Below are 14,043 nucleotides of genomic sequence, written 5' to 3'. Positions count from 1 at the left end.
CCTCTAACCGCGAATCGGCAGAGGCTTCTCATTTTATCCTAAATAATCCAATTTCTTACCGCTACGGTACACTTCATCAATTGTAGCACCGCCTAAGCACTCATCTCCATCATAGAAAACAACTGCTTGTCCTGGTGTAATTGCACGAATTGGCTCGTCACAAAGAATACGAACTGTATTTTCATCAACGATTTGAACCGTTACTTTATTGTCTTCTTGACGATAACGGAATTTCGCTGTGCACTTAAATTCTTTTTCTTTCGCTTTGTTACTTACCCAGCCGATATTCGTAGCAATAACTTCATCACCATATAGAAGTTCGTTATGGAATCCTTGATCAACATATAAAATGTTTTCTTTTAAGTTTTTCCCAACAGCAAACCATGGATCACCGTTACCACCAATACCAAGGCCATGACGTTGTCCAATTGTATAGTACATTAAACCGTCATGCTTTCCTTTCACTTCGCCAGATAATGTTTGCATCACACCTGGTTGTGCTGGTAAATAGTTACTTAAGAAATCTTTAAAGTTACGCTCACCAATGAAGCAAATACCAGTACTATCTTTCTTCGCCGCTGTCGCTAAACCAGCTTCTTTCGCCATTTCACGAATTTGTGGTTTCTTCAGTTCACCGAGCGGGAACATTGTTTTTGATAATTGCTCTTGGCTTAATTGATTTAAGAAATACGTTTGATCTTTATTATCATCAACGCCGCGAAGCATTTTAAATTCGCCGTCCATATAGGCAACGCGTGCATAATGACCTGTTGCTACATAATCAGCACCAAGCGCAATGGCATGCTCTAAAAATGCTTTAAATTTAATTTCTTTATTACACATTACATCTGGGTTTGGTGTACGACCAGCTCGGTATTCATCTAAGAAGTACGTAAATACTTTATCCCAGTATTGTTTTTCAAAGTTTACTGCATAATACGGAATACCAATTTGGTTACACACTTCGATTACATCATTGTAATCTTCTGTTGCTGTGCAGACGCCATTCTCATCTGTGTCATCCCAGTTTTTCATAAAAATTCCGATTACATCATAACCTTGCTCTTTTAATAAAAGAGCTGCTACAGATGAATCGACGCCACCGGACATCCCGATGACAACACGTGTCTCTTGAGGTAGTTTGTTCATCATGTCACCTCCCATGCTAATTTTGTGTTAATCGCTTCACGATTTTCACTGTTTCGTACGCCGCTTTCTCAATTTGCTCTTTCGTATTTCCAAGTCCGAAACTAAAGCGTACGGATGAACGTATTTGATCGGAGTCTTTTCCGAACATCGCTACTAATACATGTGATGGATCAATCGAACCAGCTGTACAAGCCGAACCACTTGACACTGCAATGCCCGCTAAGTCTAAGTTCACAAGAAACGGTTCAATGTTCATTCCTGTAAAACTAATATTAAGCACATGTGGTAAGCGATATTCTAAGTTTCCGTTTACCTCGAAAGTAATGTCTTCATTTTTGAAGACAGATACCATTATATCTTTAAACTCTTCATATTGGGCATTTTTTTGCTCACGAGTTTTTTCAGCTAACAAAATAGCATGCTGGAGTCCGGCGATACTCGGTACATTTTCCGTACCAGCACGGCGTTTTCTTTCTTGCTCCCCGCCTATTAATAACGGTTCAAATTTCACGTCTGCACCAGCGTATAGGAATCCGACACCTTTTGGCCCGTTAATTTTATGAGCTGAAATCGATAATAAATCAATACCAAACTCTTTCACATCAATTTCTACTAAACCGTAAGCTTGTACCGCATCTGTATGGAAATAAGCTTGATGCTCTTTTAACAACTTACCTATTTCCGCAATTGGTTGCATCGTCCCAACTTCATTATTCCCAAACATAACGGATACGAGAATTGTCTCTTCCGTTAATGCCTTTTGTATGTCAGAAACTTGAACGCGCCCTGTTTCATCGACAGGTAAATATGTCACTTCAAACCCTTCACGCTCTAACAATTCACACGTATGCAAAATCGCATGATGTTCAATTTGCGTCGTTATAATATGGTTACCTTTATGACGGTTCGCACGTGCTACACCGATAAGCGCTAAATTATCAGCTTCTGTACCACCGCTCGTAAATATAATTTCATTCGGATTCGCATGAATGCTACGTGCACACGCGCGTCTCGCCTCATCTACTGCATGGCGCGTTTGACGTCCATAAAAGTGAATACTAGACGGGTTTCCGAATGTTTCTGTCATATATGGAATCATCTTTTCGACCACTTCTGGGTGAGTCGGAGATGTCGCAGCATGATCTAAGTAAATGCGTTCCATTAAATCTCCTTCTTTCCAAATCGTTTCACAAGGAATTAAATGTAAAACATATAGCCCCCGTGATTTTCTTCCTCATAACGTACTAAATCTTCTAACGTTGTACTATCTAACACTTCTTGCACCGCATCACGAACACGCATCCATAATTGGCGTTGTGCTGGTTCTTCTTCTTCTATCATTTCTACAACACTAATCGGACCCTCTAATACACGGATTACATCCCCAGCTGTAATGTTAGCTGGCTGATCTGATAATACATATCCACCATATGCTCCGCGCGTACTCTTTACTAGACGAGCGTTACGAAGTGGTGAAATTAATTGCTCTAAGTAATGTTCCGATAAATCATGTGCCTGCGCAATTGATTTTAAGGAAATTGGACCTTCACCAAACTTTTTTGCAAGATCGATCATAATCGTTAAGCCGTAACGGCCTTTCGTTGAAATCTTCATCTATTTTGCACCTCTTTTCAAATTTTCACTTCTATTGGTTATATCTTATTTATAAAAGAACACAATTTAAAATCCTATGAAATTATAGCATAATATAGTATTATAAGAAATTTCAACTTGTGTATCAAAATGATAACATAAAATCACATTGAAAAACTCGGAAATTATTACAATTGAAAGAAAAATAAAAATATTCATTTTCCCCACAAAACAGCATCCTATTTCAAATTCCACTAAAAAAAATGATACGATAGAAAGAGATTATACTTTAAGGGAGACGGTAAAAATGAAACAACCACTCGCACATCGAATGCGCCCTACAAATATTCAAGAAATTATCGGCCAACAACATTTAGTTGGTGAAGGAAAGATTTTATGGCGAATGGTCCAAGCAAATCATTTTCAATCTATGATTTTATATGGCCCTCCAGGCACTGGAAAAACATCCATTGCGAGCGCAATTGCAGGCAGTACCGGAACCCCTTTTCGCCTATTAAATGCTGTTACTCATAATAAAAAAGATATGGAAGTTGTCGTACAAGAAGCAAAGATGCATCGACACCTCGTTTTAATTTTAGATGAAGTACACCGTCTAGATAAAGCAAAACAGGATTTTCTATTACCTCATTTAGAAAGCGGACTTCTTACCTTAATTGGGGCAACGACGAGTAATCCGTTCCATGCTATTAATTCTGCTATTCGAAGTCGTTGTCAAATCTTCGAATTACACGCATTAACAGAAGATGATCTTTTAATCGGCTTAAAACGAGCACTTGAAGATAAAGAAAAAGGTCTTGGAGAATATGATGTAACGGTTACGCCTGAAGCATTATATCACTTTGCAAATGCATCAGGCGGAGATATGCGTTCCGCTTATAATGCACTTGAACTAGCTGTATTATCTAGCTTTACAACGGATGATAAAGCTGCGGAAATCACGCTAGAAATCGCAGAAGAATGCTTGCAAAAAAAGAGCTTCGTTCACGATAAAGGTGGAGATGCTCATTATGACGTATTATCGGCATTTCAAAAATCGGTGCGCGGAAGTGATGTAAATGCAGCACTTCATTATTTAGCACGCCTTATTGAAGCAGGTGATTTGCAAAGCATTGGCAGACGTCTTCTTATTATGGCATATGAAGATATCGGACTTGCTAGCCCGCAAGCCGGACCGCGTACGCTAGCAGCTATAGAATCAGCTGAACGAGTGGGATTCCCAGAGGCACGCATACCACTTGCAAATGCTGTTATCGAGCTTTGCCTATCACCAAAATCAAACTCAGCTTATAAAGCACTTGATGCTGCATTACACGATTTACGGAACGGTCAAACAGGCGACATCCCAGGTCATTTAAAAGATAGTCATTACAAAGGCGCAGAATCACTTGGAAGAGGCATTGGATACTTATACCCACATGACCATCCAAATGGTTGGGTACAGCAACAATACTTACCTGATAAAATAAAAAACAAACAATATTATAAGCCGAAAACGACAGGGAAATTTGAGCAAGCACTTTCTACTGTATATGAAAGATTACAAAGTTCGAATAAAACGAAAAATAAAGGGTAACATAAGCGAAAACGTCACCATTATGGAGGTTTCGCTTATGAAAACACGTCAAGATGCATGGACAAAAGAAGACGATCTCCTTTTAGCAGAAACTGTTTTACGACATATTCGCAGCGGCAGTACACAAATAAAAGCATTCGATGAAGTCGGCGATGCATTGAACCGCACTTCAGCAGCTTGCGGGTTTAGATGGAATGCTGAAGTAAGATCGAATTACGAAGATGCTGTGCAGCTTGCGAAAAAACAACGTAAAGAATTAAAGCGTTCTGAAGCTAAAATAGAAAAAGAGCATTTCACGAAAACGAAACAACTCGTAATCGATGCCGAGTTCTCTGAAGATGTTACGCCAAGTAAACAAGAACTTACAATGCAACATGTCATCTCATTTTTGCAAAACTTAGAGCATACCAACCCTTCACTCACAAAGCTACAAACTGAAAATGAAGTATTACAAACTCAGCTCACGACTTTGAAAAAAACGAATCATGAACTGGAAGCAAAATTAGCGGTACTCTCAAAAAAACAACAAGCAATCGAAGAAGATTATGCAATGCTTGTTAGAATTATGGACCGTGCTCGAAAACTCGTTTCGGTTGAAGAACAAGAAGAACAGATTGCTCCCATTTTCAAAACAGATCAAAATGGAAATTTAGATATTATTTATTCTGCAGAGAATTAAAAACAGGGACGTCACTTTTTTGACTGAGTGGCATCCCTGTTTTTATTCGTTAAAGAGTATATTGGTACATGAAATTATATCGACGATTTTTCAAATATATCTATCGTAACTCAAAATATATCAACGATTTTTTTAATATATCGACGATTCGACAAGGAATATCGATTTACCGACAAAAATTGACGAAATATCTCTCCCTATCATACAAGAAAACTCTCGGTATATATTGGATATTTTTTACTGAAATGTTATTATAAACATATACTTTTAAAGGGAGCTGATTACTATTTCTTTAATAGTTTTCAAAATAACACTCGGTGTCCTCGTCTTAACTTTAGCTCTTTTTACCATTAACAGTTTAAAAAAGACGTCTGCCTATAAATCAGATAAATATGATCATTACTTACTAGCCTTACTTACATTTGAACTAGTAGTAATGCAAATATCCCTATTTCTTTGATACATATAAAAAAGCATATATCCGAAATGGATATATGCTTTTCTTTTATTCTTGCCCTACACGTTTCACTTCTACGTTTTTAATGCGTTCACGTACAACGTGACTTGCCATAATTAAGCCTGCTACAGATGGTACGAATGCATTTGAAGAAGGCGGTAATTTCGCTTTACGAATTTTTGCATTTTCGTCTGGTACGATTTCTTTACGTACTTCTTCACGAATTACGATTGGGTTTTCGTCAGAGAAGACAACTTTTACACCTTTTTTAATACCCTCTTTACGAAGCTTCGTACGAATGACTTTCGCAATTGGATCTGTATGTGTTTTAGAAATGTCTGCAATACGGAAACGAGTTGGGTCCATTTTATTTGCCGCACCCATACATGAGATAATTTTAATTTTACGACGTAAGCATTGTTTAATTAAATGAATTTTGAACGTAATCGTATCAGATGCATCCACTACGAAGTCTAAACCGTGTTTAAAGAACTCTTCATATGTTTCATCTGTATAAAACATTTCTAGTCCAATTACTTCACACTCAGGGTTAATATCTGCGATACGCTCTTTCATTAATTCTACTTTTGAACGTCCTACAGTAGATACTAAAGCGTGAATTTGACGGTTTACGTTTGTAATATCTACAACGTCTTTATCAACTAATACAAGACGTCCAACGCCAGAACGCGCTAACGCTTCAGCTGCAAAAGAACCTACGCCGCCAATTCCTAAAATACCGACTGTACTATTTTTTAATATTTCAAGTCCTTCTTTACCGAAGGCTAATTCATTACGTGAAAATTGATGTAACATTCAGCTCTACACTCCTATTACAAAAATGGTCTACCATGTATTCTAGCGTTTTTCCGACTATTTGTATAGAAAAAGTTATAGAATTCCTAAAAATACATATTTCGAAAATGAAGACATACTGTAAACCGACTTTTATTTCTTCCTAAATACACGTTTAAAAAGGAGGCTTTAGAGAACCGAGCAGATCGAGGCACGTATGCTAGGAGGAGCGCAGTGTAGGAGTACTACTCGAGCACCGGACTAGCATACGTAACGATGAGATGCGACAGTTATCTAAACCGGACTTTTTAAACAATCCTTTCAATATACGTTTAAAAAGGAGGATTCAGAGGGCCGAGCAGATCGAGGCGCTGAAGCTAGGAGGAGCGCAGTGTAGCGTCACTACTCGAGCACCGGACTGGCGAAGCAACGAAGAGATGCGACTGCCATCTGAACCGGACTTTTTAAACTTCCTCTCAAAAAAAGTCTAGATGGCTATAGTATAACCATCTAGACTTTATTCTTACTTCTCTTCTTTTAAGCTTAATTTTAAGTTTAACTCTTCAAGCTGTGCTTCAGCAACTGGGCTTGGAGCTTCTGTTAATAAGCAGCTTGCGCTTGCTGTTTTCGGGAATGCAATTGTGTCGCGAAGGTTTGTACGTCCTGCAAGTAACATAACAAGACGGTCTAAACCTAATGCGATACCGCCGTGTGGTGGCGTACCGTATTCGAATGCTTCTAATAAGAATCCGAATTGCTCTTGCGCTTCTTCTTGTGAGAATCCAAGTGCTTTGAACATTTTTTCTTGTACGTCACGCTCGTAAATACGAAGTGATCCACCACCAAGCTCATAACCGTTTAATACAAGGTCATATGCTTGTGCACGTGCTTTTTCTGGAGCTGTTTCTAATAGCTCAACGTCTTCACGGAATGGCATTGTGAATGGGTGGTGAGCTGCGAAGTAACGATCTGCATCTTCATCGTACTCAAGAAGTGGCCAGTCCGTTACCCATAGGAAGTTATATTTACTTTCGTCAATTAACTCAAGCTCTTTACCTAGACGTAAACGAAGTGCACCTAAGCTATCTGCAACAACGCTCTTCTTATCTGCTACGAATAGTAATAAGTCTCCAGCAGTAGCGTCTAACGTAGTCATTAACGCGTTCGCATCTTCTTCACCGAAGAATTTCGCGATTGGTCCTTTTAAGCCGTCTTCTTCCACTTTAAGCCAAGCTAAACCTTTTGCACCGTATACTTTCACGAATTCAGTTAATGCATCGATATCTTTACGAGAGTATTTGCTTGCAGCATCTTTTGCATTAATTGCTTTTACTTGTCCGCCGCTTTCTACAGCACTTGTAAACACTGTAAAGCCACAACCTGCTGCAAACTCAGATAAGTCTGTTAGTTCCATTTCAAAGCGTGTATCTGGCTTATCAGAACCGTAGCGAGCCATTGCATCAGCATATTTCATACGAGGGAATGGTGCACTCACTTCTACACCTTTTGCATCCTTCATAACTTTCGTCATCATGCGCTCCATCATATCTAAAATTTCATCTTGTGTTAAGAATGAAGCTTCGATATCGATTTGCGTGAATTCAGGTTGACGGTCTGCACGTAAATCTTCGTCACGGAAACAGCGTGCTACTTGATAGTAACGCTCAAATCCACCAACCATAAGAAGCTGTTTAAATAACTGTGGAGACTGTGGTAACGCATAGAATTCACCGTCATGTACACGGCTTGGTACTAAATAGTCACGAGCCCCTTCTGGCGTGCTCTTCGTTAAAATTGGTGTTTCCACTTCTAAGAACTCTTCTGTATCTAAGAAGTTACGAATTGTTTTTGTTACGTCGTGACGCATTTTGAATGTGTTGAACATTACAGGACGACGTAAGTCTAAATAACGATATTTTAAACGCACATCTTCTGATGCATCTGTATCATCAGCAATAATGATTGGCGTTGTTTTCGCTGCATTTAATACGTTCACTTTCGTTGCTTGTACTTCAATACGACCAGTTGCCATATTGTCATTAATCGCACCTTCACCACGCTCAACAACTGTACCTTCTACGTGTAATACGTATTCGCTACGAATTGTTTCTGCTACTTCTAGTGCTTCTTTTGATGTTTCTGGGTTAAATACAACTTGTACAATACCTGTACGGTCACGTAAGTCAATAAAGATTAATCCACCTAAATCACGGCGTTTTTGTACCCAACCTTTTAATTGAACTGTCTGTCCAACTGCTTCTACTGTTACTTTTCCACATGCATGTGTTCTTTCAGCCACTGTAAGTTCCCCCTATATTAATTTCTCTGCTACGTATGAAGCAAATACATCTAATGCTACTTCTTCTTGCTCGCCCGTTGCCATATCTTTTAAGTTAATGATGCCTTTATCTAGCTCATCTTCCCCTAATACAGCTACAAATTTCGCTTTTAGACGATCTGCTGATTTAAATTGTGCTTTCATTTTGCGGTCTAAATAATCTTTTTCAACTGATAATCCAGCTTTTCGAAGATCAAACGCAACTTTTGCGGCATGGTCTTTCGCTTTTTCACCAAGCGCTACAACGTAACAATCAATGCTATGTTCAATTGGTAATTCAATGTTTTCAGCTTTTAGCGCCATAATTAAACGTTCAATACTCATCGCAAAACCGATACCTGGCATTTCTGGTCCACCGATTTCTTGTACAAGTCCGTTGTAACGGCCACCACCGCTTAATGTAGTGATAGCACCGAAACCTTCCGCCTCACTCATAATTTCAAATACAGTGTGTTGGTAGTAGTCTAAACCACGTACTAAGTTCGGATCTTTTTCAAATGGAACATCCATCATCGTTAATAGCTCTTGAACTTTGTCGTAGTATAAGGCTGAATCTTCGTTTAAGTATTCTGTAATAGATGGTGCTGTTCCCATTAATTCATGGTTACGGTCCTTCTTACAATCTAAAATACGAAGAGGATTCTTTTCTAAACGAGATTGACAGTCAGAACAGAACTCACCGATACGTGGCTCAAAGTGTGCGATTAACGCATCACGGTGTGCTTGACGGCTCGCCGCATCACCTAAGCTGTTTAATACAACTTTAATATTTTTTAAGCCCATGCCGCGGTAAAACTCTACAGCAAGCGCAATTACTTCTGCATCAATTGCAGGGTCGTTACTACCGATTGCTTCAATACCGAATTGTACGAATTGACGGTAGCGACCTGCTTGTGGTCTTTCGTAACGGAACATTTGACCGATATAGTATAATTTCGTTGGTTGTGTTGCGTCACCGAACATTTTATTTTCAACGTAAGAACGTACAACAGGTGCCGTACCTTCTGGACGTAATGTTAAACTACGCTCTCCACGGTCTTGGAATGAGTACATTTCTTTTTGTACGATATCTGTCGTATCACCAACACCACGTAAAAATAGCTCAGTGTGTTCAAAAATTGGTGTACGAATTTCTTTATAATTGTAACGACGGCAAATTTCGCGTGCTTGCCCTTCGATATACTGCCATAACTCAACAGTGCCTGGAAGAATATCTTGCGTTCCGCGTGGGATTTGAATAGACATATTCAGTTCCTCCTCAAATTGTTTTAATCTTAATAAAAATAAAAAAACTCCCGCCTCTACTGTTTGAACAGTAGGGACGAGAGTATTATACCCGTGGTGCCACCCTAATTGAAGCACGTATGCTTCCACTTTTTTAATAACGCTTAAATGTGCGTTCATCCCTACTAAGCGTATATATGCCGTTCAAGTTGAAACCTCTAGAGTGTCATTCAATCAGTCATCATGTAGAAATGTTTTCAGCCTAAGACATTTCTTCTCTTTCCATGTGTGTCTCATTTACTCTTCTCTATCAACGGTTATATTCATATGTAAATATAAAATTACTATACGTTTGTTCAGTAGGATTGTCAAGTGCTCTAAGAGCGTTCAATCTGCTTCTTTAAACGCTTTACATCTTGAAGAGAAATCCCAAACTCAGAAGCAAGCTCCATTGACGTATTGTTTTGCTCTTTTGAAATAAAATCATGAAAATTCACGTTAAACAGTTGATTTGCACCATTTGTAACAGAATGCCCTTTTTCATTCATACGCATACGTATTATCCCTCACATTCAATATGGATGTTTTACTTTTTATTGTTCCATATTGATTAAAGAGTTATACATAAACGAAAAAGCTATTGACTCAAAATAAACATTAGTATTGGATTTATAACAATGAGCTAGTCCACTTGCTAGCATATGATGCTTCCAATTCTTCTATAGGAAGTAAAGCATACATTAAACTACTTCTACACTTCTACACTCTGATTCAATATACGAACCAACGCCTCTGGATTAGTTTCCATTACCCAATGCCCACCAACTTCAATAGAAAAAACTTCCCATTTTCTGTCCCTTGCTTTTTTTGCTGATTCTAAAAAGATAGGCGTCATTGGCCAATGTTCTGGATTATCCTTTACTTCTACGTATATATGCGGTATAAGTTGTGCTTTAGAGTTTTTTATTTCAACCGATTGTGTAAAAGCCAACAATGACATCGCTGATTTTTTTTCATCTGTTGTATTTCTAGGAAGAACACGCCATCCTTCCCCGTGTACTTTTACTTCTTCTATAAAATGTGCGGCCATTTCCGGTCCAGAAATATCCATAACAGAATCACCATTTTCCGGAAGCATTGCATCCACATATACTAGCTCCTTAATAAACTCAGGAATCACTTCTGCCACTCCTGTAATTACCATCCCAGAATAGCTATGCCCTACTAAAATCACATCTTTTAGGCTCTCATATTTAATGGTATTAACAATGTCTTGAATAAATGTTTTCAACCCTATATGAGGTTGCATGAGATGCGTTCGTTCCCCAAGGCCAGTTAATGTAGGAGTATATACACTATGCCCCTCTTCCCTTAAAAGTTGAGCTAGTTTTTTCCAAACATAACTGCCATCCCATGCTCCATGAACGAGTACAAATGTTTTCATAAGATTTACCTCCTATAATCCCCCGATTATATCTTTTATTGTCTTAACTATCATAACAACAATTAACAAAATATACCATTAAAAACATAAAAGAAGAGAGGGGCTCTCCCCTCTCTTCCTTAGCAACACTATTTACTTTCCACAATTAAGGTCACCGGACCATCATTGATTAATGAAACATCCATCATTGCTCCGAACTTTCCTGTTTCTACATGCAACCCTTGCTTACGAACTTCTTCATTAAAGAAATCGTATAAACGCTCTGCATAGTCAGGTTTGGCAGCATCCATAAAGTTTGGACGTCTTCCCTTGCGGCAATCTCCGTATAATGTGAATTGCGAAATTGATAGAACTTGTCCTTCTACATCAAGTACAGAATGATTCATCTTTCCGCTCTCATCTTCAAAAATACGTAAGTTCGCAATTTTTTCTGCAATGTAAGTTGCATCTTTTTCTGTATCTTCATGCGTAATGCCAACTAGTAATGTTAAACCGAACGGAATTTGTCCTACGATCTCACCGTCTACTGTGACAGACGCTTCTTTTGATCGTTGTAAAACAACTCTCATCTTTTCTACACTCCCTATTAATGCATCATGCGTCGTACTGCATAAATTTCTGGAACACGTTTAATGCGTTCTACTACTTTTTTCAAATGTTGTAAGTTACGAATAGAGATTGACATATTAATTGTCGCCATCTTATTACGGTCACTTCTACCAGAAACTGCCGAAATGTACGTTTTCGTCTCTGTAACAGCTTGCAGCACTTCATTTAATAAACCACGGCGATCGTAACCTGAAATTTCAATATCAACGTTATACTCAATTTCTTTTTCAGGGCTACCTTCCCACTCTACTTCTAATAAACGTTCTATAGCTTCTTCTGTATGAACATTTACACAATCACGGCGGTGAATCGATACGCCTCGGCCTTTCGTAATATACCCAACGATATCATCGCCTGGTACTGGGTTACAGCATTTTGATAAACGAATTAATAAATTATCCGCACCACTTACTTTAACGCCAGAATCCCATTTTCGAATTTTCATCGGTTTACGAACTTCTTTAACTTCAACAATCTCTTCTTCTTCACGTTGCTTACGGAACTTGTCCGTCAGTCGTGTAACAATTTGTGATGCAGTGATGCCATTATATCCAACTGCTGCAAACATATCTTCTTCATTTGCAAAATTGAATTTTTCAGCAACACGTTTTAAATTATCAGGAGCTAATACTTCTTTCATCTCATACTCTAGGCTACGCACTTCTTTCTCAACAAGTTCACGGCCTTTTTCAATATTTTCATCTCTACGTTGCTTCTTAAAGAATTGACGTATTTTATTTTTCGCATGAGATGTTTGAGCAAGTTTCACCCAGTCTTGACTTGGTCCATACGAATGTTTCGATGTTAAAATCTCAATGATGTCACCTGTTTTTAATTTATAATCAAGCGTCACCATTTTCCCGTTTACTTTTGCACCAATTGTTTTATTCCCAATCTCTGAATGCACACGATATGCAAAGTCAATCGGAACAGATCCAAGTGGTAATTCCATTACATCGCCTTTCGGTGTAAAGACGAATACCATGTCAGAGAATAAATCAATTTTTAATGACTCCATAAACTCTTCTGCATTAGAAGCTTCATTTTGCCATTCTAATATTTGACGGAACCATGTCAGTTTCTTCTCTAATGTACCCGTTGTTTCTGCTGTTTTTCCTTCTTTATACGCCCAGTGTGCCGCGATCCCGAATTCTGCAATCTCATGCATTTCTTTCGTACGAATTTGTACTTCAAGTGGATCACCTTTTGGTCCAATTACAGTCGTATGAAGAGATTGATATAGGTTTGCTTTCGGCATTGCTATATAATCTTTAAAACGCCCTGGCATCGGCTTCCAACACGTATGAATAATTCCAAGTACCGCATAACAATCTTTAATACTATTTACAACGACACGTACAGCTAATAAATCGTAAATTTCATTGAACTGTTTATTTTGCAGTGCCATTTTACGATAAATGCTGTAAATATGTTTTGGTCTTCCAGAAATTTCAGGTTGAATTGCAACTTCGTCTAATTTCTCACGAATACCAGTCATTACTTCGTCTAAATACTCTTCACGTTCTGCACGTTTACGCTTCATTAAATTTACAATACGATAGTATTGTTGCGGATTTAAGTAGCGAAGTGACGTATCCTCTAGCTCCCATTTAATAGTACTAATTCCGAGTCTATGTGCTAAAGGTGCAAAGATTTCTAACGTTTCATTCGCAATGCGACGCTGCTTCTCTTGAGGCAAATGTTTTAATGTACGCATGTTATGAAGACGGTCAGCTAGTTTAATTAAAATAACTCGAATATCTTGAGCCATTGCAATAAACATTTTGCGATGGTTTTCTGCTTGTTGTTGCTCATGAGATTTATATTTAATCTTTCCAAGCTTTGTCACACCATCAACAAGCATAGCAATTTCTTTATTAAATTCCCGTTCAATATCTTCTAATGTAACCTCTGTATCTTCTACTACATCATGTAAGAAACCTGCCGATACTGTAGCTGGATCCATGTGTAAATCAACTAAAATACCTGCAACTTGAATTGGATGAATAATGTATGGTTCACCCGATTTTCTGTATTGTTCGCTATGCGCATCGCGTGCATATTCATAGGCACGTGCTACTAGCTCAATATCTTCATCTACTAAATATTGACTTGCTTTCTCGAGTACCTGTTCAGCTGTTAGTACCTGCTCATTTGCCAT

At 38.3% G+C, this 14,043-nt stretch carries 12 protein-coding genes and 1 other annotated feature; of the genes, 2 read left to right on the top strand and 10 right to left on the bottom strand.

Annotated elements, in window-relative coordinates; all coding sequences use genetic code 11:
- Positions 1–33 precede the first annotated feature (33 nt).
- From mnmA to cymR, 3 genes are read right to left on the bottom strand one after another with little or no spacing between them, the layout of a single operon-like run.
- A complete protein-coding gene (mnmA, locus tag ACZ76X_RS10790) occupies positions 34–1,149 on the bottom strand; it encodes a tRNA 2-thiouridine(34) synthase MnmA (protein ID WP_479850463.1) in 1,116 nt (371 codons plus the stop codon).
- 16 nt (positions 1,150–1,165) lie between these two features.
- Positions 1,166–2,311 carry an IscS subfamily cysteine desulfurase gene (locus ACZ76X_RS10785; protein WP_474404621.1) on the bottom strand — a complete coding sequence of 382 codons (1,146 nt, stop codon included), beginning with the start codon at positions 2,309–2,311 and terminating at the stop codon, positions 1,166–1,168.
- A 35-nt stretch (positions 2,312–2,346) separates the two neighbouring features.
- The gene (gene cymR, locus ACZ76X_RS10780) at positions 2,347–2,763 is read right to left on the bottom strand and encodes a cysteine metabolism transcriptional regulator CymR (protein ID WP_000704116.1); all 417 of its coding nucleotides are present in this window, start codon (positions 2,761–2,763) and stop codon (positions 2,347–2,349) included.
- 286 nt (positions 2,764–3,049) lie between these two features.
- On the opposite strand from cymR, the gene ACZ76X_RS10775 reads away from it, so the two are divergent.
- Both ACZ76X_RS10775 and ACZ76X_RS10770 read left to right on the top strand, forming a co-directional pair.
- Positions 3,050–4,336 carry a replication-associated recombination protein A gene (locus tag ACZ76X_RS10775; RefSeq protein WP_479850462.1) on the top strand — a complete coding sequence of 429 codons (1,287 nt, stop codon included), beginning with the start codon at positions 3,050–3,052 and terminating at the stop codon, positions 4,334–4,336.
- 37 nt (positions 4,337–4,373) lie between these two features.
- A complete protein-coding gene (locus ACZ76X_RS10770) occupies positions 4,374–5,015 on the top strand; it encodes an RsfA family transcriptional regulator (RefSeq protein WP_479850461.1) in 642 nt (213 codons plus the stop codon).
- A 505-nt stretch (positions 5,016–5,520) separates the two neighbouring features.
- Here the strand turns inward: ACZ76X_RS10770 and ACZ76X_RS10765 are convergent.
- The 7 genes from ACZ76X_RS10765 to relA all read right to left on the bottom strand — a co-directional run bounded on the left by ACZ76X_RS10765 (position 5,521) and on the right by relA (position 14,043).
- Positions 5,521–6,288 carry a tRNA threonylcarbamoyladenosine dehydratase gene (locus ACZ76X_RS10765; protein WP_000903176.1) on the bottom strand — a complete coding sequence of 256 codons (768 nt, stop codon included), beginning with the start codon at positions 6,286–6,288 and terminating at the stop codon, positions 5,521–5,523.
- Positions 6,289–6,790: 502 nt separating this feature from the next.
- Entirely contained in the window at positions 6,791–8,566 is a 1,776-nt protein-coding gene (gene aspS, locus ACZ76X_RS10760; protein WP_479850460.1) for an aspartate--tRNA ligase, read from the bottom strand.
- A gap of 12 nt (positions 8,567–8,578) precedes the next feature.
- Positions 8,579–9,850 carry a histidine--tRNA ligase gene (hisS, locus tag ACZ76X_RS10755; protein WP_479850459.1) on the bottom strand — a complete coding sequence of 424 codons (1,272 nt, stop codon included), beginning with the start codon at positions 9,848–9,850 and terminating at the stop codon, positions 8,579–8,581.
- A 69-nt stretch (positions 9,851–9,919) separates the two neighbouring features.
- Positions 9,920–10,152: a binding site (T-box leader), on the bottom strand.
- Positions 10,153–10,206: 54 nt separating this feature from the next.
- On the bottom strand, positions 10,207–10,383 hold the full coding sequence (locus tag ACZ76X_RS10750) for a hypothetical protein (RefSeq protein ID WP_001242605.1): 177 nt from the start codon (positions 10,381–10,383) through the stop codon (positions 10,207–10,209).
- A 197-nt stretch (positions 10,384–10,580) separates the two neighbouring features.
- Positions 10,581–11,273, bottom strand: a complete 693-nt coding sequence (locus ACZ76X_RS10745; RefSeq protein ID WP_479850458.1) for an alpha/beta fold hydrolase — start codon at positions 11,271–11,273, stop codon at positions 10,581–10,583.
- Positions 11,274–11,401: 128 nt separating this feature from the next.
- Positions 11,402–11,842, bottom strand: a complete 441-nt coding sequence (locus ACZ76X_RS10740) for a D-tyrosyl-tRNA(Tyr) deacylase (protein ID WP_001266956.1) — start codon at positions 11,840–11,842, stop codon at positions 11,402–11,404.
- 17 nt (positions 11,843–11,859) lie between these two features.
- On the bottom strand, positions 11,860–14,043 hold the full coding sequence (relA, locus tag ACZ76X_RS10735; RefSeq protein WP_098670094.1) for a GTP diphosphokinase: 2,184 nt from the start codon (positions 14,041–14,043) through the stop codon (positions 11,860–11,862).

The sequence above is a fragment of the Bacillus sp. BC05(2025) genome (assembly GCF_056725905.1).
The sequence above is the reverse complement of the archived record's forward strand: the minus strand, read 5'-3'. Positions and strand labels throughout refer to the sequence as shown.